Raw genomic sequence first — 20,262 nt, 5'->3', positions numbered from 1 at the left:
GGGCACTACGGACGGCGCCTGTTAGGCGGGCAACACTAAAGCCCCGGAACGGCCGGAAATCCGCGGAAAACCGCACCAGTTCGGGTACCGTGGCACGTATGGCCACTCGCACTACCCCCGCGCCCAAAGGCACCGCCCGCGGCACCAACACCGCCAAATCCGGCAGTTCCGCAGGCCGCGGTGCAGGCTCAGCAACGTCCCGGGCCGGCCGCACCAACGGACGGGCCGGATCCTCCACCGGCACCGCGCGAACCCGCCAGTTTCCCGCCGTCGAACAGCATCAGCCCTGGCTCCTGCGGGTGGTGGCCGGCGCTTGGCTGGGGGTTGGCCACCTGGTGGGCGGGGGAGTCCGCAGGATCGGCTCCGATGTCAGCGACCTTCCAGCGGAGGACCGTCGCGATGGTGCAGCTCTGTTCAACCTCGCGCTGGGCGTTTTCATAGCCACCTTCGCCTGGTGGGGCCTGACGGGATGGTTCCCGGACACTGTCCACAGCGTGGTCAACGGCACCTTCGGCTGGGTGTCGCTGCTCTTGCCGCTGATGCTTTTTGTCTGTGCGTTCCGGCTGTTCCGGTGCCCCGACGACGGCCGCGGCAACAACCGGGTAGGGATCGGGTTCCTCATCATGACGTTCGCAGGCTGCGGCCTGGCCCACGTCCTGGGCGGGCAGCCTACTGTCGCCGAGGGCTTCGACGGCCTGCGCCAGGCAGGCGGCATGCTCGGCTTCCTGGCAGCCGCACCGCTTGCCGCCATCCACGCGATGGTGCCTGTTGTGCTGTACGGCCTGCTGACCTTCATCTCGCTGCTGATCATCACCGCCACGCCCTTCGGGGCCATTCCGCGCCGGCTGCGCGCGGCCTATGAACACCTGATGGGCATTGACCTGCAGGAGCCCGGCGAGGCAGGAGACCGCCACGACCGCAGCTACCTTGAGGAATCCCGCGCCGCCGCTGCACCGAAGAAGAAGAAGCGGCGCTTCTTCGGCAAGGATGAAGAATCCGACGCCGGCCTGGAAGGGTACGTCGGCGACGAAGCCTTCGAGCATGCGGTCATCGATGACGAGGACGCTGCCGCAGGCGGAAAACCAAGCCGTGGCCCCCGGCCTGCTCCCGGCGTGCGCCGCCCCACACAGGCGGAGATCGCCGTCGAGAAGATCAAGGCCGCCCAAGGCCTCGGCACTGCAGGCAACGGCCCGGCGGACAACGCCACCGAAGCCATTCCCTTGGTGACGCCCGGCATGGTGGCCGCCGGCTCGCTCAACCCCGTTCCCGTCGCCGTTCCGCAGGTCCCGGCCAACCCCGTCACTCCGGCGCCGCTGCCCACGCCCATTCCGCAACGAACCGAGCAGCTCTCCCTGGCCGGCGACGTCACCTACACCCTGCCGCCGTCGGACGTTCTGACCCCAGGTTCCATCCCCAAGGAACGGACCGAAGCCAACGACGCCATTGTGGCGTCCCTGACCGAAACCCTGAACCAATTCAATGTGGACGCGCAGGTCACCGGCTTCAGCCGTGGACCCACCGTGACCCGGTACGAAATTGAGCTGTCGCCCGGCACCAAGGTGGAGCGGGTCACCGCGCTGTCCAAAAACATCTCTTACGCTGTAGCCTCCAGCGACGTCCGGATCCTGAGCCCCATCCCCGGCAAGTCGGCCATCGGCATCGAAATTCCCAACTCCGACCGTGAGACGGTCTCCCTGGGCGACGTCCTCCGCAGCCAGAACGCACGCCGGACGGACCACCCCATGGTGATGGGCGTGGGCAAGGACGTCGAAGGCGGCTACGTTGTGGCCAACCTGGCGAAGATGCCCCACCTGCTCGTCGCGGGTGCCACCGGTGCGGGTAAGTCCTCGTTTGTGAACTCCATGATTACCTCCATCCTGATGCGGGCCACCCCCGATGAGGTGCGCATGGTCATGGTGGACCCCAAGCGCGTGGAACTGACAGCCTACGAGGGTGTGCCGCACCTGATCACCCCCATCATCACCAACCCGAAGAAGGCCGCCGAAGCCCTGCAATGGGTGGTCCGGGAAATGGACGCCCGCTACGACGACCTCGCCAACTACGGGTTCAAGCACATTGACGATTTCAACAAGGCTGTCCGGGCCGGCAAGGTCCACCCGCCGGTCGACTCCAAACGGGTTATCCGGCCCTACCCCTACCTGCTGGTGATCGTGGACGAGCTCGCCGACCTGATGATGGTGGCCCCGCGCGACGTCGAAGACTCCATTGTCCGCATCACCCAACTGGCCCGTGCGGCAGGTATCCACCTGGTCCTCGCCACGCAGCGGCCCTCGGTGGATGTGGTCACCGGCCTCATCAAGGCCAACGTGCCCTCCCGCATGGCTTTTGCCACGTCCTCGGTCACCGACTCCCGGGTGGTCCTTGACCAGCCCGGTGCGGAGAAGCTCATAGGCCAGGGCGATGCCTTGTTCCTGCCGATGGGAGCCTCCAAGGCCATGCGCGTCCAGGGCGCCTGGGTCACCGAATCGGAAATCCACAAAGTGGTGGAACACGTCAAGGGCCAGCTGAAGGCCGTCTACCGCGACGACGTCGCCCCCGAGGCGCAGAAGAAGCAGATCGACGACGACATTGGGGACGATCTCGATGTGCTGCTGCAGGCCACGGAACTGGTGGTCACCACCCAGTTCGGGTCCACCTCGATGCTGCAGCGCAAGCTCCGCGTCGGCTTTGCCAAGGCCGGCCGGCTGATGGACTTGCTGGAGTCCAGGGGAGTGGTTGGCCCCTCGGAAGGATCCAAGGCACGCGATGTCCTGGTCAAACCCGACGACCTGGCTGCCGTGCTGGCCGCCATGAAGGGCCAGGACGCGCCGGCCGTTGCCGATTCCCAGACAGCGGCGCTCAGCGAAAATGCCAATGCGAATATCGCCCAGGGCGGCTACGCGGAAGACCTCGTGCAGGCGGATCTCGACCAGCGCAGCCAGAACGTCGAATACTTCGACGGGGCAGACACCAGCTCCAACGGCGACGACGAAGACGGATCTGAGGACGCCTGGTCACTCACCGGACGGTAGCCTAGAAGGGTGACTAGCACTGAAGCAACTGCCGCCGGCCCCAGCAGCCCCGGGATCTGGAATCTTCCCAACATCCTGACCATGCTGCGCATTGCGCTGGTGCCGTTCTTCGTCTGGTTCCTCCTCGCTGATGCCCCCGGGCTGCACAGCGAGTCAGGACCGTGGCGCTGGGCAGCGGTGCTGGCGTTCGCCGTCGCCATCTACACGGACAAGCTCGACGGCGACATCGCCAGGAGCCGGGGGCTCATCACGAATTTCGGCAAGATCGCCGATCCCATCGCCGACAAGCTCCTGATCGGTTCGGCGCTGGTGATGCTTTCCGTTCTAGGGGAGCTGCCATGGTGGGTCACCATCGTGATCCTCGTTCGGGAGTGGGGCATCACGGCATTGCGCTTTGTTGTCATCCGCTACGGTGTCATTCCGGCATCGCGGGGCGGCAAGCTCAAAACCGTAGTGCAGACCGCCGCGATCTTCCTGTACTTGCTCCCACTGGGCGCGCTGGCGCCGTGGCTGGTGTGGGTGGCATTCGCCGTGATGATGGTGGCCGTGCTCATCACCGTGTGGACCGGCGTCGAATATGTAGTGGAAGCCGTTCGGCTCAGGGCCCACGGCAAGCGGTCCGGGAATACTGCCCCTGGGACGGAGGAGCTGACGTGACGAATCTTCACCACCTGGCGGAAGAGACGGTGCGGCTGGCGTTGGACTCCGGGCGCACGGTAGCTGCTGCCGAGTCGCTCACTGCCGGGATGGTCACTGCTGTCCTGGCCGATACTGCGGGCGCCTCGGGCATGCTGCAAGGCGGGGTCGTGGCCTACCAGAACTCCGTCAAAACCGACATTCTGGGGGTTTCTGCTGACCTGCTGGCCGGCGTCGGCTCGGTGGACGGCGACGTCGCAGCGGCCATGGCCGCCGGTGTCCGTGCTGCTTTGGGTGCCGACATCGGCGTCGCCACCACCGGCGTGGCAGGTCCGGAGGCACACGACGGCAAATCCGTAGGCACAGTCTTTATTGGGGTCGCCGCGGCCGAAGGTGCTTCCGCGTTCCAGTACACCTTCACTGGCAACCGCGCCGACATCCGCGGGCAGGCATGCGGGGCTGCGCTGGAAAGGCTGGTCGAAGCCCTGTCCTCCTGAGTCCTATCTATCTGAAGCTACCGGGCGTAAAGTTACCGGGAACAAATCCCGGAACCTATTAGTTATTACATTGTGTCGCTTTGGCAGAGCCGGGGCGCCTAGGATGATAACCAACCACGGTTCCCTCAGGGTGACCGGACTTATGAAGGAGCAAGGCGATACAGATGGTAAAGCAGCCCGTATCCGTGAACGGCGTTGTCCGCTGGAAGGATGTGGGCCTCGCCGATCAGGCTAAGAGCGAACAGAGGGAGCGCAAAATGGTTGTGCTTCGTCACGAAATCGGTGATGTCCTGCGCGACGTCCGCCAGCGCCAGGGGCGTACGCTCCGCGAAGTGTCGCACAGTGCCCGTGTTTCCCTGGGGTACCTCAGTGAAGTGGAGCGTGGCCAGAAGGAAGCCTCGTCAGAGCTCCTTTCTTCAATCTGCTCCGCGTTGGATGTGCCGCTGTCCCTCATGCTCCGTGAAGTTAGCGACCGCGTAGCTGTCGTCGAGGGCGTCGCCGTTCCAGACACCGTTCCCCAGGAATTCTCGCAGCGTTACGGCCGCGATCTCGACCGCGATCTCAGCGCCGAACTCACGAAGGAACTGTCTACGGGCCTTCTTTCCAGCGCACGCTAAAGCCGCCCGCACTGCCCTGAAATCATGAACGACGAAGCCTCCGGCAGTAGCCGGCGGCTTCGTCGTGTGGTTACTAAGTGATGTTGCCCGGCCTGCTGCCGCGCTGGGCGGACATGTCTTTGGCCAGGACGTCAAGGTCGAAGAGGGAGTTGAGCTTAGCCATACATTCGGCGAGGGTCTGCAGTTCCTCTACTGGCCATTCCCCCAAACGTTCGCGGAAATCCTGCTGGCGCGCATCCTGGACCTGATGCATCTTCTCCTCACCCCTTGCAGTGAGACGGATTGACTGCGCCCGTCCGTCCAGGGGATCGGCTTCCTTGAAGACCAGGCCGATGCTTTCCAGAAAGGCGATCTGGCGGCTGACCGAGGGCTTTCCCACGCCGATGTTCAGGGCGAGGTCAGTCAACCGGATGGGACCTTCGCGCCGGATCACCGCCAACAAACCGTAAGCGGCCGGCTCCAGATCCGGGTGGACCTGGCGCGAGAGCTGATGGGACACCGACCGCGCACGACGCCAAAAGAGGCTGATCTGCTGCTCCACGGTGTTCAGTGCGTCATCGACGGTGTCAGCGCCGGGACCCGGGGCAGCGTGACCGGCTGCGGCGGGGCCTGGGGCAGGTGGACCATCGGCAGGGTTGCTCATGGCAACAATTCTAGGGTCCGTGACCGTGAGAGACTCTATTGGTGCGGATCAGTGACTATTGGCGGCTTATGGACGACGAATTCGGGGCCGGCTATTCGCGGGTCCTGAGCAGCAGCCTGGTTCTTGCCGGAGTTGGCGGACGAACAGCTGACCAAGCCCTCGGGGCCGGCGTGAGCCCCCGCGACGTGTGGCAGGCGATCTGCGACGTCCAGGACGTCCCGCCCGAGCGGCGCCTGGGCCTGGACGTCAAGCCCCGGGACTGACTTCTTGCCGGCTGACACGCCGCCGGATCTGTTCGAATATCTGTTCGGGTAAAGCTATGCTTTTTGTAGTGGGTTATCCACATAGGCGATGACATCCGGCTTGAATGTCGGCGGGTGCCATTAGCGTCAGAGATGACCAATAACGGCCGCTGAGGCCACTCCAAAGCGAGAAAGCATTAGAGGTGTGAACCATGGCGGCAGCCCCGGATCGTGAAAAAGCGCTGGAAGCAGCGCTGGCCCAGATTGACAAGCAGTTCGGCAAGGGATCCGTGATGCGGCTCGGGGACGAAGTTCGCGCCCCCATCGAGGTCATCCCTACGGGCTCCATTGCCCTGGACATCGCTCTGGGCATCGGTGGACTGCCCCGCGGCCGCGTCGTAGAGATCTACGGCCCCGAATCCTCCGGCAAGACCACCGTTGCTTTGCACGCCGTCGCCAGCGCGCAGCGCCAGGGCGGGATCGCCGCATTCATCGATGCTGAGCACGCCCTGGATCCGGAATACGCCGCCAAACTGGGGGTCGATACCGATGCGCTCCTGGTCTCCCAGCCTGACACCGGTGAGCAGGCGCTGGAAATCATGGACATGCTGATCGGCTCCGGCTCGCTGGACGTCATCGTCATCGACTCTGTTGCCGCCCTGGTGCCCCGCGCGGAAATCGAAGGCGACATGGGCGACAGCCACGTCGGCCTGCAGGCCCGCCTGATGAGCCAGGCGCTGCGTAAGATCACCGGCCGCCTGAGCCAGACCAAAACCACCGCCATCTTCATCAACCAGCTCCGTGAAAAGATCGGCGTGTTCTTCGGTTCCCCGGAGACCACCACCGGTGGTAAAGCGCTGAAGTTCTACGCCTCCATCCGCATCGACGTTCGCCGCATCCAGACGCTCAAGGAAGGTGCGGACTCTGTTGGTAACCGCACCAAGGCCAAGATCGTCAAGAACAAGATGGCCCCACCCTTCAAGATCGCCGAGTTCGACATCATCTACGGCCAGGGCATCTCCCGTGAGGGCGGCATCATCGACATGGGGGTGGAGCACGGCATCATCAAGAAGTCCGGTTCATGGTTTACCTACGACGGTGACCAGCTGGGGCAGGGCATGGAGAACTCCCGCAGGTTCCTGCGCGATAACCCCGAGTTGGCCGCTGAACTTGAACGCATCATCAAGGAGAAGCTTGGCGTAGGTACCAAGCCTGCCGCGGACGAGTCCAAGGACGCGCCCAAGCTGAAGGCCGTTGACGGCTTCTAAGGCCCGGTGGTCTGACCCCGATCCGGAGTCTTCCATCGCGGCGGACGCAGAGCCTGACCCCGCGTCCGCCGCGCGGGCGATTGTTCTGCGACAGCTGACAGGTTCGGCTAAAAGCCGGCTGCAGTTGGCGCGCAAACTCGCGGACCGGAACATCCCCGAGGATGTGGCAGAGGCTGTGCTGGACCGGTTCCAGGAGGTCCGCCTCATCGACGACGCTGACTTCGCCGACATGTGGGTGCGGAGCCGGTCCCAGTCACGGAAGCTCGCGAAGGGGGCCCTGCGCCGTGAGCTGTCGGATAAGGGCATCGATGCGGACACTGCCGCTGCCGCGCTGGAGCAGCTTTCCGATGCGGACGAGGAAGCGGCCGCCCGCGTTCTCGTGGAACGGAAACTCCGCCCTGGCACCGACCTGGCGGACAGGGCGGAGCGGGACAAAATCGCCCGCCGCCTGGCCTCCATGCTCGCGCGGAAGGGCTATCAGCCGTCCCAGGCGTTCCGGGTGGTCGGAGAGGTACTCGACGCCCGGCTGGGCGGCCGCGGCGGTGACCACGGGGACAACCCGCCGGAGCTTTAGATTGCGGAGGCTGGCGTCTTCGCGGGGCGGCTGACCCGCCGAGCCGGTACCCTTAACAGGTGAGTTTGACCATTCCTTCCCCCACATCCGGTACCGTCCCTTCCCTAGACGCTGGCGCACCGCAGCCCCGCACCTATCAGGTGCGCACTTTTGGCTGCCAAATGAACGTCCATGATTCTGAGCGGATGGCGGGCATGCTTGAGGATGCGGGCTATGTTCCGGCCGGGGGTGAGCAGGCTGACGTTGTGGTGTTCAACACCTGCGCCGTCCGGGAAAACGCAGACAACAAGCTCTACGGCAACCTGGGAATGCTGGCGCCGGTGAAGGCTGCCAACCCCGGGATGCAGATCGCCGTGGGCGGCTGCCTGGCACAGAAGGACCGCGAGACCATCCTCAAGAAGGCGCCGTGGGTGGACGCCGTCTTCGGCACGCACAACCTCGGGGCGCTCCCGGCATTGCTGGACCGGGCCCGGCACAACAACGAAGCGCAGCTGGAGATCCTCGAATCCCTCGACGTTTTCCCCTCCACGCTGCCCACCAAGCGGGACTCGGCCTACTCAGGCTGGGTGTCCATTTCCGTCGGCTGCAACAACACCTGCACCTTCTGCATCGTCCCGGCCCTGCGCGGCAAGGAAAAGGACCGCCGGCCCGGCGACATCCTGGCCGAAATCCAGGCCCTCGTCGATGACGGGGCCATCGAAGTGACCCTCCTGGGGCAGAACGTGAACTCCTATGGCGTGGAATTCGGTGACAGGCAGGCGTTTTCCAAGCTCCTGCGCGCGTGCGGCGAGATCGACGGCCTGGAAAGGGTACGTTTCACCAGCCCCCACCCCGCCGCCTTCACCGATGACGTCATTGACGCCATGGCCGAGACGCCCAACGTGATGCCGCAGTTGCATATGCCGCTGCAGTCGGGGTCGGACAAAGTCCTGAAGGACATGAAACGGTCTTACCGGTCCACCAAGTTCCTGGGCATCCTGGACAAGGTCCGCGAAAAGATCCCGCACGCCGCCATCTCCACCGACATCATCGTGGGCTTCCCCGGTGAAACCGAGGAGGACTTCCAAGCCACGCTCGATGTGGTGGAAAAATCCCGCTTCGCCACCGCCTTTACTTTCCAGTACTCCAAGCGACCCGGCACACCGGCCGCCGACCTGCCGGACCAACTGCCCAAGGCCGTGGTCCAGGAACGCTTCGAGCGACTGACCGCCCTGCAGGACAGGATTGCCGCCGAAGAGAACGCCAGGCTGTTGGGCCGCCGGGTGGAGGTGATGGTGACCGCCCAGTCCGGGCGGAAGTCGGAAGAAACCCACCGGCTTTCCGGCCGGTCACAGGACCAGCGACTCGTGCACTTCTCCGTTCCGGTCGGTGCCGAGACACCACGGCCCGGGGATCTGGTCACTGTCACCATCACCGAGGCCGCAGCCTTCCACCTCGTGGCGGACCCCGTCCCGGAGGATTACAGCCTGCGCCGTTCCCGTGCCGGCGATGCCTGGGACAGGTCACAGGCCGATTCATGCGGAGCTCCGGCGCCCGGGGGCGCGGGTGCGGGTGCCGCGGGCAGCGGCCCAGGCCGGACCGGAGTTTCACTCGGCATGCCCACCCTTCCCGTCCGGAGCCGCTGACCGGTGGCCTCGCCTCCGGTCATCGCGGTAGTCGGTCCTACCGGCTCAGGTAAGTCCGATCTGGCGGTCAGCCTTGCGCTGAAGGTGGACGGCGAGGTGATCAATGCCGATGCCATGCAGTTCTACCGGGGCATGGATATCGGCACCGCCAAGATCTCCGTAGCTGAACGCCGGGGAGTTCCCCACCACCTTTTGGACACCCTGGACGTCACCCAGGAAGCGAGCGTTTCTGACTTCCAGCAGCAGGCCAGGGCGATCATCAGCGACATCCACGCCCGCGGCAAACGCGCCATTCTGGCGGGCGGTTCCGGCCTCTACGTGCGGGCCGCTTTGGACGTTCTTGAGTTCCCCGGCACGGACCCCGATCTGCGCCGGAATTTGGAGGCCGAACTTGAGCAGACCGGTCCGGAAGCCCTCCTGGCGCGGCTCCGGGAGGTGGACCCCGTATCCGCTGCCCGCGTCAGCGATGCGCGACGCATCATCAGGGCGCTGGAGGTGCACCAGCTCACCGGCCGGCCGTTCAGTTCCTTCATGCCCCAGCGGGAGTACGTCCAGCCTGCCGTGCAGATCGGACTCGGGGTAGACCGCGAAGTATTGCGTGAACGGCTGGCCGTACGGGTCCACAGCATGGTTAAGAGGGGCCTGCTGGCGGAGGTTCGCCGGCTTGACTCCGCAGGGCTGCGCCGCGGCAAGACCGCGCCGCGCGCCCTCGGCTATGCCCAGTTCCTGCAGGTGCTCGACGGCGCCGCAACCGTTGGGGAAGCCGCCGAAGACACCATCGTGGCCACCCGGCAGTTCGCCCGGCGCCAGCTCACCTGGTTCCGTGCGGATGCGCGCATCAGCTGGCTGGATTGGCAAACGCCGGACCTTGCGGCGCAGGCCGCGGCACTGTGTCACTGACACCGCATCCGCACTGCAGTCCTGCCTGACGTTACCCACACCGCAGCCGCACTCCGGACGTGCCTGGCCGCGCGCCGTCGTCGGCCGTATTAGCCGTTTGTTGCCCTGGCGGTAATCTAGGACCATGGACGCAACCCCCGCAGAGACCGCTGAGCCCGCCTTCCGCACACTGGGCGGACTCCGCTTCTCCAAGGGACACGGCACTGGTAACGACTTTGTGTTGATCGCCGATCCGGACGGCGTCCACACTATTGACGCCGGCCAGGTTGCCGCCCTGTGCGACCGGCACCGCGGTATCGGCGGGGACGGCATGATCAGGGCCGTTCCGTCCCGCTATCTTTCTGAAGGCCGCCAACTGCTGGGCAGCAGCCCCGAGGCGGAATGGTTTATGGACTACCGCAACGGCGACGGTTCCCTTTCGGAAATGTGCGGCAACGGCGTCCGAGTTTTTGTGCACTTCCTCCGTGCCGAGGGACTGGTTAGCCTGCACGACGGCGGATCGCTCACCATCGGTACGCGCGGCGGCGTCAAGACAGTGGTCCGTACCGGCGACAGCTACGCCGTGGACATGGGGCCGTGGGAGTTCATTTTCCCCGGGGAAGCGAGCGCCAAAGCCATGGATTCCCTCGTGACCGCGGACGGCCTGGAAGTACCCCGCCCGGCCCTGTCCGTCAGCATGGGCAACCCGCACACGGTAGTCGCTCTGGCAGAACTGGCCGAGCTGGAGTCCACCAGGCTCTTTGCCGCACCGAAGGTTGATCCCGTGCCCGCCAACGGCACCAATGTCGAATTTGTGGTGCCCGCCGAACCGCTGGTCCATGACGGCATCGGCACTGTCACGATGCGTGTCCACGAAAGGGGCGTCGGGGAAACCCAGTCCTGCGGAACCGGTGCGTGCGCCGCTGCGGTGGCCACACGGCATTGGGCAGGGGCGGAGGCTCCGGACTCCTGGCTGGTCAACGTGCCGGGCGGTGTGGTCGGCGTCAAATTCTTCGCCGGTGCGGGCGGCCATGAACACGTCGAACTCAGCGGCCCCGCGGTCATCGTGGCTAGTGGGACGCTTTCCTGACCCGCAGGATCCGGAAGGACTTGGCGGTGCTCTCGCGGGTGACTGTAAAGGATCGGTCCAGCTCGGCGGACAGCCAGCGCTGAAGCGAATCGGAGCCCAGGTTCTTCTGCACCACCAGCCAGGCTGAACCGCCCGGCGCCAGTCGCGGCAGCCACTGCGTCAGCAGGCTGTGCAGTTCGTCTTTGCCGATCCGGATGGGCGGGTTGGACCAGATGGTATCAAAGCGCAGGTCCGGGTCCACGGTGTCGGGGGTGCTGGCCAGCACGTTGCCCAGGCCCAGCAGAGCCGCGTTTTCGTTGGTCAGGGTGATGCAGCGTTCGTTGACATCCACCGCGTAGACCTTGGCATGCGGCGCCCGCAGGGCAAGGGTCAGGGCTATGGGCCCCCAGCCGCAGCCGATGTCCAGGAGGTTCCCGGCGGCCGACGGAGCCGGAACTTCAGCCAGGAGGACCGCTGTTCCTTTGTCGATGCCGTCGGGGCTGAAGATCCCGCCGGCGGTCTGCAGTGTGCGCGTCGCGCCGGCCAGTTCCACCGTGAGGGGTTTGCGGGTGAACGGCCCGGCGGGCGATGCGCTGAAATAGTGTGCGGACTCCATAACTGGCCAGATTAGTTGGCCGCAGTGGACAAAGCGAAACGGCTGCCACCTGGTCTGCTAATCTGGAACGCATGTTCTTGATCTTCGAGTAGCCGGCATGGGCCTGTGCTGTCAAGCCGCCCGTCCCGAGACCGTGCTCCACAGCGATGCAGGTATCATCCCTCCGCATGTGCGCCCAGCACAGGACTACCGTGCCTGTCCTGCCGCAGGGCAAACTCGAGTGATCATTCCAGAGCCGGTCCCTTCCTGAGATTTGCCCGCGCCCCTTCGACTCCACGCATCAGCTGTGATGCTGACCCGCCCCTGCGCGTCACCGCTTCGACCGGCGCGCGCAGCAGACCAGGAGGTCCGCATGACTGCCAGCCGTCAGCCCAGCGCGAATACTTCACCACTGACCAACGATCGGCACTATTCTGAAGATGCCGAATCTTCAAAGGAGACCATGACCAGCCAGCCCAACCCCGGTTCCGATCCAGCAGCCCAGGACATGAGTCCCGAGGAAATCCAAGCTGTCATCGACCGGATTCTTGCCAAGGACGTACCGGCCAGGAACGTCACCGCCACCGACGGCGATAAGGCTGTGTTTGGCAGGGCCCAGGCCATTTCCCGCCTGGCTGATGAACACACAGATTACGACGGCGACCAGCAGGACCTGGCGGAACGCCGGGCACTGCGGCGCGTTGCCGGCCTGTCCACCGAACTCGAAGATGTCACCGAAGTCGAATATCGGCAGCTGCGGCTCGAACGGGTGGTGCTGGCCGGGCTTTGGTCCGAAGGCACCCTAGCTGACGCGGAGAATTCCCTGCGCGAACTCGCAGCCCTCGCCGAGACCGCCGGATCGGAAGTCCTTGACGGGATGGTGCAGCGCCGTGCCAAGCCGGACCCCGGTACGTTTTTGGGCTCCGGAAAGGCCCTTGAACTCAAGGAAATCGTGATGGCAACCGGCGCGGATACCGTGGTGGTCGACGCCGAACTGGCACCCTCCCAGCGCCGCGGACTTGAGGACATCGTCAAGGTAAAGGTCATTGACCGCACCGCCCTGATCCTGGACATCTTTGCCCAACACGCCAAGAGCCGTGAGGGCAAAGCCCAGGTGGAACTGGCGCAGCTCGAATACCTCCTGCCACGGCTCCGCGGCTGGGGCGAATCGATGTCCCGCCAAGCCGGTGGCCAAGTGGGTGGCGCGGGCGCCGGCATGGGTTCGCGTGGGCCCGGCGAAACGAAGATCGAACTGGACCGCCGCCGCATCCGCACCCGCATGGCCAAGCTGCGCAGGGAGATCGCCGCGATGAAGCCGGCACGGGAAACGAAGCGGGCAAACCGCCGTCGTAATTCAGTGCCGTCGGTGGCGATCGCCGGGTACACCAACGCCGGCAAGTCCTCCTTGCTCAACAGGCTCACCGACGCCGGCGTGCTGGTGGAGAACGCTCTCTTCGCCACCCTGGATCCGACAGTGCGCAAGGCCGAGACCTCGGACGGCCTAGGGTACACGCTGGCCGATACCGTAGGTTTTGTCCGGTCGCTGCCCACCCAGCTGGTGGAAGCATTCCGCTCCACGCTGGAAGAAGTGGCGGATGCCGACCTGATCCTGCACGTGGTGGACGTCTCCCACCCGGACCCCGAAGGCCAGATCGCTGCCGTCCGCCAGGTCTTCAGTGAGGTGGATGCCCGCAAGGTGCCTGAGATCATCGTGCTCAACAAAGCCGACGCCGCAGATCCGTTTGTGGTTGAGCGCCTCAAGCAGCGCGAGCCGCGCCATGTAGTGGTGTCGGCCCGGACAGGCGAAGGGATCGCCGAACTGCTTAAGGCCATCAGCGACGGGATTCCGCGGCCCAGCGTCAAACTCGAGCTTCTTATCCCGTACGACCGAGGCGACCTGATCAGCAAACTGCACGAGACCGACGCCGAGATCCTCAGTCTGGACCACGGCGAATACGGTACGCGCGCCGTCGTGATGGTCCGGGAGGGCCTTGCGGCTGAACTGGAATCCTTCGTCAAAAATGACTGACCTGGCGGCAGGGGAAATTTCCGAAACGGCCGGCGAGGAGTTCGTGATTGAGCTCCTCGACCGTGCCGTCGCCGGGATGGGCGGCCAAAGCCGCGCCGGTCAGCACGAGATGGCAAGGCGGGTGGCCAAGGCCATCGAAACCGGAGACCACCTCCTGGTCCAGGCCGGCACCGGCACCGGCAAGTCGCTCGCGTACCTCATCCCGCTCATTGCGCACTCGCTGGTGAGCAACAAGCCCACTCTGGTTTCCACTGCAACCCTTGCGCTGCAGACCCAGATTGTGGGCCGGGATCTTCCCCGGCTGCTGAAGACGATCACCCCCGCCCTGGACCGTCCCGTAAAGGTAGCGCTGGTCAAGGGACGCTCCAACTATGTGTGCCGGCACAAGCTCGAAGGCGGCTTCCCCTCAGAGGAGCCGGCCGAGGGCCAGCTTTTCTCCCTGGGTGAAGACACCAGCGTCCCGCATTTCGCTGCCGCATTGGGCGGACCCTCGTCGCAGCTGGGCAAGGAAGTAGTGCGCTTGCGCGAATGGGCGGAAAAAACCGCCACCGGAGACCGCGACGAACTTCTTCCCGGCGTCACGGACCGCGCCTGGCGGCAGGTTTCGGTCACCTCGATGGAATGCCTGGGCGCACAGAAATGCCCGATGGCTGCCGAGTGTTTCAGTGAACTGGCACGCCATGAGGCGGCCGAGGCCGACGTTGTGGTCACCAACCATGCCATGCTGGCCGTCAGCGCCTTCGAGGGCCTTGCCGTACTTCCCGAATATGACGTTGTAGTGGTGGACGAGGCCCACGAACTCCAGGACCGGGTCACAGGTGCGGTCTCCGGGCAGCTCTCGGTGGCCATGATTTACGCGGCAGCCTCGGGCGCACGGAAACACACTGCCATCACGGTTGACGCACTCAACGCGGCCGCGGCCAACCTCGAACTCGCGCTGGCGGGAGTCTCTGACGGGCTCCTGCCCAACGGACTCAATGATGAACAGCTGGACTGCGTGGACCAGTTGCGGGAGGCTTGCCGGGCTGCCCTGTCAGATTCCAAGGGTGACGGCAGCCAAACGGCCGACGGCGGGCGGCAGCTTGCCCGCTCGCGGCTGATGCTGATCCTGGAACTGTGTGAACGGCTCATCGTCGCCCGCGAGAACCGCGAAGTGGTGTGGTTTTCCCGCGCCAGTTCCTTCGACCCCCAACAGGGCTATTCGCAGCCTGACGAGACCTCTCCCGCGTTGATCAACGTCGCGCCGCTCAGTGTCGCCGGCAAGTTGCGTGAAGGTCTGTTCGCCGGCCACACCGTGGTGCTGACCTCGGCAACCCTGGCCATTGGGTCAGCGTTCGAACCTGCCGCCGGTGGCCTGGGACTGGTAGGGGAGGGCGCTCCGAGCTGGACGGGTATCGACGTCGGATCGCCGTTCGACTATCCGAAGCAGGGCATCCTGTATGTGGCCGGGCACTTGCCCAAACCCGGCCGCGGCGCGTCACCCGAGGCCCTCGACGAGCTGGAGGCACTGATACGGGCGTCCGGCGGCGGCGCGCTGTGCCTCTTTTCGTCGCGCCGTGCGGCCGAAGAGGCTGCTGGGGCAATGCGCCCGCGGCTGGGGCTCAGCATCCTCTGCCAGGGCGACTCCACTATGACCGCGCTCGTAAAGCAGTTCGCTGACGAGCCTGATACTTGCCTGTTTGGCACCATGTCCCTGTGGCAGGGGGTTGATGTTCCGGGCGGATCCTGCCGGCTGGTGGTGATCGACCGCATTCCGTTCCCGCGGCCGGATGATCCGCTGATGACTGCCCGCTCGCGTGCCGTTGCGCAGGCCGGCGGAAACGGCTTTATGGCGGTGTCGGCCACGCACGCGGCCATCCGCCTTGCCCAGGGGGCGGGCCGGCTGATCCGTTCGACTGGGGACAAGGGAGTAGTGGCCGTCCTCGATTCACGCCTTGCCACGGAGCGGTACGCCGGGTTCCTCCGCGCGGCGCTTCCGCCGTTCTGGCCCACCACGGACCGCAAGACAGCCTTTGCCGCCCTCCAAAGGCTGGCCGGGAAAGACGCCTGACGGTCCTACAGCGACCGTCACTGCCGGTATCACGGCGCCGGTATGACATCGGCCAGTACGCTGCCGCGGCCGGCAGTGCAACGGCCGGTTCTAGAGCGGCCGGTACTACAGGGAACGCAGGACCGAGACGACCTTGCCCATGATGGTGGCGTGATCACCAAGGATAGGCTCGTACTGGGTGTTCTGCGGCAACAGCCAAGTGTGGCCATCGCGCTGGCGGAATGTTTTCACGGTGGCTTCGTCGTCCAATAGGGCCGCAACGATATCCCCGTTGGCGGCGTCTGCCTGCCGGCGCACCACTACCCAGTCGCCGTCGCAGATGGCAGCGTCCACCATGGAGTCGCCGGCCACGCGCAGCATAAACAGCTCACCCTGACCCACGAGCTGGCGGGGCAGGGGCATGACATCTTCAACTACCTGATCGGCAAGGATCGGTCCGCCGGCAGCGATTCGGCCCACCAATGGCACCATTGCCGTGTCCATGGCGGTCGGAAGTTCTGTGACCGTTCCGCCGATGCTGTGCAGGACGGCCGGTTTGGCTGAGCCGCGGGATTTGGCCGAGCCGCCATCCAGCGTCAAGGGCATCAGGACTTCCATGGCGCGCGGCCGCTTGGGATCCCGGCGGAGATAGCCCAACTTTTCGAGCTGGGAAAGCTGGTGGGTGACGCTGGAGAGGCTCGCCAAACCCACAGTGTCGCCGATTTCCCGCATGGACGGGGGATAACCGTTGTCATTGACGGAACGCTGGATCGTCTCAAGGATCTTTTTCTGGCGGGCGGTAAGTCCCTTGGGAGTCCTTTGGGCCTGGCGGCCCTGTGGCGGTGCCTTGCCCTCGGCGGCTGGTGCTGCCATGTTCGCCAATGCCTTTCGGTTGCCCCGGTTCCGGTCCGGCCGCTGGTGCGTGGAACCTCCGGGCTGATTGATTGTCAGACCCTGCTGATCAACTACAGGAGTGGTTGTTCTTTGATCCAAACGTAGGCCAGCCACTTGGCTTTTTCAAACATTTGTTCTAGCGAGTCTCGACAATATTCGTTGATAAGTGCTAAAAATGGAGAAGCAAAGTTCGAACATGTGTTCTACTCGTCGTCTGCGGATTCGAATATTCGCATCGTGTTACGGCTCAGCCGGTACAGGAAAGGGATGCGTATGGCACACCGGGCAGCACAGTATGGTCCAGGAGGGCTCATCTCATGTCAGCTATATCTGCTTCGCAGGACTCCCGTCCGCAGTTCGTTTCCGTCCAGCACCTCACCTCACGGCTTGAGGCGGCGCAGGGACCTGAGTGGGCGCCTCGGGATGATCGGGCTGGCTGGACCTCCCGCCCGTCACGGAAGTCCATAGCGTCCCGGCAGCGGAAGGAACCATTGCCTCCGCTCCGCCTGACCCGCAGGGGTCGCGTGGTGCTCATCGGCATCCCGCTGGTGATCCTGGCTGCGGTTCTGCTCTCGCTTGCCGGGTTCCTTAACTCTCCGGCGAAGGCGGCCGACTCTGCCGCCGATCTCTCCGTGACGCCTACGGTCACCGTCACGGTCCAGGCCGGGCAGTCACTCTGGGCCATCGCCGCCACCGCAGTGCCCCAGCGGGACGCCCGCGACGTCATCGCAGACATCGTTCAGCTGAACAACCTCACCTCCGGCGGCGTGGTGCCCGGCCAGCAGTTGTTCGTCCCCGCCCAGTAGCTGCCGGGACCGGCCGGATGTCCAACGAGGCCCAGTAAGACGTCACATTTTCCGGGTGTGTGCTTCGGAACTAAACTGTTCAGGTGAATGACCAGCTAGAGCGTCTGAACCGACTTCCACTCCGGACCAATCTCCGCGGACTGACCCCTTACGGTGCCCCTCAGTTGGATGTCCCCATCCTGCTGAACGTCAATGAAAACACCCATGGCGTTCCGGCCGAAGTACAGGCCGCGATCAGCGCGGCAGTGGCGGAAGCGGTGGCAGGGCTCAACCGTTACCCGGACCGTGAGTTCACCGACCTCCGGGAAGCGCTGGCCGAATACCTCGGTCACGGGCTCGACGCCACCAACATCTGGGCGGCCAACGGATCCAACGAGGTACTCCAGCAGATCCTGCAGGCATTCGGCGGTCCGGGCCGCAAGGCTTTGGGCTTCCCGCCCACGTATTCCATGTACCCGCTCCTTGCCAGCGGCACGGACACCGAATACATAGTGGGGCAGCGCGCAGAGGGCTACGGGCTCAGCGCCGAGTCCGCTGCCTTGCAGGTCAAGGAGCTTCAACCCAACATCGTCTTCCTGTGCTCGCCTAATAACCCCACCGGTACCGGCCTTGGCCTGGACGTAGTGGAAGCTGTCTACGCCGCCGGTGAGGCCAGCCAGACCATCGTGATCGTAGACGAGGCCTACCACGAGTTTGCGCACGACGGAACACCCAGCGCGCTCACTCTGCTGCCCGGACGGGAACGCCTGATTGTTTCGCGCACCATGAGCAAAGCCTTTGCCCTTGCCGGAGCGCGCCTGGGCTACATGGCCGCCGCGCCTGAAGTCACGGACGCCCTCCGCCTGGTCCGGCTGCCATATCACCTCTCTGCCATCACCCAGGCGGCTGCCCTCGCCGCACTTCAGCACCGGACTGCGCTGATGGCAGACGTCCGGGACATCAAGGAACAGCGGGACCGCATCGTTACTGAGCTGACCCGGATGGGCCTCAAGCCCGCGGCCTCTGATTCGAACTACGTCTTCTTCGGGGGGCTTGAGAGCCCGCACGGGGTGTGGCAACAGTTGCTGGATGCGGGGGTGCTGATCCGCGACGTCGGAATCCCCGGACACCTCCGCGTCACTGCGGGAACTGAGGCGGAAACAACAGCCTTCCTGACTTCCCTGGAGGGCATCCTGACCAACCAGGCCAAGCTCCCGGCCTAAACTTGAAGTACCGGCGCCTTGGGGCGTCCCTCACTCCTGCGCTTTAAGGACATATGACCATGAGTTCCACCGGATCGAACGCTGCCGAGTCACGGACCGCACGCATGGAGCGTGCCACCAGTGAATCGTCAGTGCTCGTGGAGATCAACCTCGACGGCACAGGCGTTTCGGACATCGACACGTCTGTTCCGTTCTACGACCACATGCTTACGGCGCTGTGCAAGCACTCGCTCATCGATATGACGGTCAAGGCCACCGGTGACATTCACATCGACGTCCACCACACGGTGGAGGACGTCGCGATCACCTTCGGTGAGGTCCTGCGCACGGCGCTGGGCAACAAGGCCGGCATCCGTAGGTTCGGCGAGGCCACGGTACCCCTTGACGAAGCACTGGCCCACGCCGTGGTGGATGTCTCCGGACGTCCGTATCTGGTGCATGGGGGCGAGCCCGCCGGCCAGGAATACCACCTGATCGGCGGCCACTTCACCGGGTCACTGACACGCCATGTCTTTGAAGCCATCACGCTGCACGCAGGCATCTGCCTGCACATGAACGTCATCGCGGGCCGCGATCCCCACCACATCGTCGAGGCCCAGTTCAAGGCATTTGCCCGTGCCCTGCGTGCCGCCATCGAACCTGATCCCCGCGTGGAGGGAATCCCTTCCACCAAGGGTGCCCTGTGACGGGCCAGGTCCTCCGGGACGGCGCCGTGATCGATCCGGCCGCCGGTAAAAAAACCGTATCGCCCGAAGGTAAGCCCACTGTCACCGTTCTGGACTATGGTTCAGGGAACGTCCGCTCGGCCGTGCGTGCCCTTGAACGGGCGGGCGCCGAGGTCATCCTTAGCTCCAAGCCGGAAGATGTGCTGAACGCTGACGGCCTGGTGGTGCCCGGCGTTGGTGCCTTCGAAACCGTCATGCGTGAGCTCAAAGCCGTGGACGGAATCCGGCTGATTGGCAGGCGGGTGGCCGGCGGCCGGCCCGTCCTGGCAATCTGCGTGGGTCTTCAGGTGATGTTTGAAGCCGGTGTTGAGCATGGCACCGAAGCCGAAGGCATGGGGGAATGGCCAGGCAAGGTGGAACTGCTTCCTGCCGACGTGGTGCCGCACATGGGCTGGAATACCGTGCAGGTTCCGGAAGGCTCCAAGCTGTTCGCCGGTGTCGAGGACCAGCGGTTCTACTTCGTGCACTCCTACGGTGTCCAGGACTGGAACTTCGACGTCATCCAGCCCCGGATGACGGCCCCGCTGGTGGCCTGGTCCGAGCACGGCGCGCGATTTGTTGCCGCCGTGGAGAACGGGCCGCTGTGCGCCACCCAGTTCCACCCCGAAAAATCAGGAGACGCCGGCGCCAGGCTGCTGCGCAATTGGGTGGACGGCCTCCGCAAGCCGGCCGCCGCGGGTACCGCCTAGATGTGGTCCATCGTCCTGATGGGACTGGCCGGCATCATGGTGGGCGGCGCCTTGTCCTTCCGCCAGCAGGGCAAACCGCTCTGGATCCAGATTGGTTTTTACGTGCTGGCGGGGACGTCGCTGCTGGCCGCGTACCTGCTGACGCTCCCCGGGAAATAGCCCACACATTGTCTGCCCGCTACACCAGCACCACAACCCGAAGAGGATTTGA

20 protein-coding genes are annotated in these 20,262 nt (G+C 64.8%); 17 read left to right on the top strand and 3 right to left on the bottom strand.

Annotation, left to right across the window (positions count from 1 at the left end; translation table 11 throughout):
* Window positions 1–98 precede the first annotated feature (98 nt).
* The 4 genes from ABIB45_RS19345 (at window position 99) to ABIB45_RS19330 (ending at window position 4,782) form a co-directional block, all read left to right on the top strand.
* Window positions 99–3,032 carry an FtsK/SpoIIIE family DNA translocase gene (locus ABIB45_RS19345; protein ID WP_354217463.1) on the top strand — a complete coding sequence of 978 codons (2,934 nt, stop codon included), beginning with the start codon at window positions 99–101 and terminating at the stop codon, window positions 3,030–3,032.
* 9 nt (window positions 3,033–3,041) lie between these two features.
* Window positions 3,042–3,689: a CDP-diacylglycerol--glycerol-3-phosphate 3-phosphatidyltransferase gene (gene pgsA, locus ABIB45_RS19340; protein WP_354217462.1), complete on the top strand. Its 648-nt coding sequence runs from the start codon at window positions 3,042–3,044 to the stop codon at window positions 3,687–3,689.
* Entirely contained in the window at window positions 3,686–4,165 is a 480-nt protein-coding gene (locus ABIB45_RS19335) for a CinA family protein (protein WP_354217461.1), read from the top strand. The genes pgsA and ABIB45_RS19335 overlap by 4 nt, the downstream gene beginning before the upstream one ends.
* A 164-nt stretch (window positions 4,166–4,329) precedes the next feature.
* Window positions 4,330–4,782: a helix-turn-helix domain-containing protein gene (locus tag ABIB45_RS19330; RefSeq protein WP_354217460.1), complete on the top strand. Its 453-nt coding sequence runs from the start codon at window positions 4,330–4,332 to the stop codon at window positions 4,780–4,782.
* A gap of 73 nt (window positions 4,783–4,855) precedes the next feature.
* Here the strand turns inward: ABIB45_RS19330 and ABIB45_RS19325 are convergent, their stop codons facing one another.
* Entirely contained in the window at window positions 4,856–5,425 is a 570-nt protein-coding gene (locus ABIB45_RS19325; protein WP_354217459.1) for a MarR family winged helix-turn-helix transcriptional regulator, read from the bottom strand.
* A 41-nt stretch (window positions 5,426–5,466) separates the two neighbouring features.
* Here ABIB45_RS19325 and ABIB45_RS19320 point away from each other — a divergent pair, with 41 nt between their 5' ends.
* The 6 genes from ABIB45_RS19320 (at window position 5,467) to dapF (ending at window position 11,103) form a co-directional block, all read left to right on the top strand.
* Window positions 5,467–5,688: a DUF3046 domain-containing protein gene (locus tag ABIB45_RS19320; protein ID WP_354217458.1), complete on the top strand. Its 222-nt coding sequence runs from the start codon at window positions 5,467–5,469 to the stop codon at window positions 5,686–5,688.
* 191 nt (window positions 5,689–5,879) lie between these two features.
* The gene (gene recA / locus ABIB45_RS19315; RefSeq protein WP_354217457.1) at window positions 5,880–6,935 is read left to right on the top strand and encodes a recombinase RecA; all 1,056 of its coding nucleotides are present in this window, start codon (window positions 5,880–5,882) and stop codon (window positions 6,933–6,935) included.
* A 34-nt stretch (window positions 6,936–6,969) separates the two neighbouring features.
* On the top strand, window positions 6,970–7,509 hold the full coding sequence (locus tag ABIB45_RS19310) for a regulatory protein RecX (protein WP_502909247.1): 540 nt from the start codon (window positions 6,970–6,972) through the stop codon (window positions 7,507–7,509).
* 59 nt (window positions 7,510–7,568) lie between these two features.
* Window positions 7,569–9,134 carry a tRNA (N6-isopentenyl adenosine(37)-C2)-methylthiotransferase MiaB gene (gene miaB, locus ABIB45_RS19305; RefSeq protein ID WP_354217455.1) on the top strand — a complete coding sequence of 522 codons (1,566 nt, stop codon included), beginning with the start codon at window positions 7,569–7,571 and terminating at the stop codon, window positions 9,132–9,134.
* Between the two features lie 3 nt (window positions 9,135–9,137).
* Complete coding sequence (gene miaA / locus ABIB45_RS19300; RefSeq protein ID WP_354217454.1) at window positions 9,138–10,034, top strand: tRNA (adenosine(37)-N6)-dimethylallyltransferase MiaA; 897 nt, start codon at window positions 9,138–9,140, stop codon at window positions 10,032–10,034.
* A gap of 124 nt (window positions 10,035–10,158) precedes the next feature.
* Window positions 10,159–11,103: a diaminopimelate epimerase gene (gene dapF / locus ABIB45_RS19295; RefSeq protein WP_354217453.1), complete on the top strand. Its 945-nt coding sequence runs from the start codon at window positions 10,159–10,161 to the stop codon at window positions 11,101–11,103.
* On the opposite strand, the gene ABIB45_RS19290 is transcribed toward dapF, so the two are convergent.
* Window positions 11,084–11,698: a class I SAM-dependent methyltransferase gene (locus tag ABIB45_RS19290; protein WP_354217452.1), complete on the bottom strand. Its 615-nt coding sequence runs from the start codon at window positions 11,696–11,698 to the stop codon at window positions 11,084–11,086. The two genes, dapF and ABIB45_RS19290, sit on opposite strands and share 20 nt — an antisense overlap.
* A 442-nt stretch (window positions 11,699–12,140) precedes the next feature.
* On the opposite strand from ABIB45_RS19290, the gene hflX reads away from it, so the two are divergent.
* Both hflX and ABIB45_RS19280 read left to right on the top strand, forming a co-directional pair.
* Window positions 12,141–13,706 (top strand): GTPase HflX, encoded by a 1,566-nt coding sequence (hflX, locus tag ABIB45_RS19285; RefSeq protein ID WP_354217486.1) that lies wholly within the window; start codon window positions 12,141–12,143, stop codon window positions 13,704–13,706.
* Window positions 13,699–15,756: an ATP-dependent DNA helicase gene (locus ABIB45_RS19280; protein ID WP_354217451.1), complete on the top strand. Its 2,058-nt coding sequence runs from the start codon at window positions 13,699–13,701 to the stop codon at window positions 15,754–15,756. The genes hflX and ABIB45_RS19280 overlap by 8 nt, the downstream gene beginning before the upstream one ends.
* A gap of 105 nt (window positions 15,757–15,861) precedes the next feature.
* On the opposite strand, the gene lexA is transcribed toward ABIB45_RS19280, so the two are convergent.
* Window positions 15,862–16,608, bottom strand: coding sequence for a transcriptional repressor LexA (gene lexA, locus ABIB45_RS19275; protein ID WP_354217450.1), 747 nt, complete (start codon window positions 16,606–16,608; stop codon window positions 15,862–15,864).
* A gap of 338 nt (window positions 16,609–16,946) precedes the next feature.
* Between lexA and ABIB45_RS19270 the strand changes: the two genes are divergently transcribed.
* The 5 genes from ABIB45_RS19270 (at window position 16,947) to ABIB45_RS19250 (ending at window position 20,210) form a co-directional block, all read left to right on the top strand.
* The gene (locus ABIB45_RS19270) at window positions 16,947–17,435 is read left to right on the top strand and encodes a LysM peptidoglycan-binding domain-containing protein (protein ID WP_502914550.1); all 489 of its coding nucleotides are present in this window, start codon (window positions 16,947–16,949) and stop codon (window positions 17,433–17,435) included.
* Between the two features lie 83 nt (window positions 17,436–17,518).
* Window positions 17,519–18,637 (top strand): histidinol-phosphate transaminase, encoded by a 1,119-nt coding sequence (locus tag ABIB45_RS19265; RefSeq protein WP_354217449.1) that lies wholly within the window; start codon window positions 17,519–17,521, stop codon window positions 18,635–18,637.
* Window positions 18,638–18,696: 59 nt separating this feature from the next.
* Window positions 18,697–19,323: an imidazoleglycerol-phosphate dehydratase HisB gene (gene hisB / locus ABIB45_RS19260; RefSeq protein WP_354217448.1), complete on the top strand. Its 627-nt coding sequence runs from the start codon at window positions 18,697–18,699 to the stop codon at window positions 19,321–19,323.
* On the top strand, window positions 19,320–20,051 hold the full coding sequence (gene hisH, locus ABIB45_RS19255) for an imidazole glycerol phosphate synthase subunit HisH (protein WP_354217447.1): 732 nt from the start codon (window positions 19,320–19,322) through the stop codon (window positions 20,049–20,051). The genes hisB and hisH overlap by 4 nt, the downstream gene beginning before the upstream one ends.
* Complete coding sequence (locus tag ABIB45_RS19250; RefSeq protein ID WP_354217446.1) at window positions 20,052–20,210, top strand: CG2302 family histidine operon protein; 159 nt, start codon at window positions 20,052–20,054, stop codon at window positions 20,208–20,210.
* Window positions 20,211–20,262: the final 52 nt, after the last annotated feature.

Source organism: Arthrobacter sp. UYCo732 (genome assembly GCF_040547265.1).
Lineage (GTDB): Bacteria > Actinomycetota > Actinomycetes > Actinomycetales > Micrococcaceae > Arthrobacter.
Note: the sequence above shows the minus strand (reverse complement) of the source record. Positions and strands in the feature narration are given on the sequence as shown.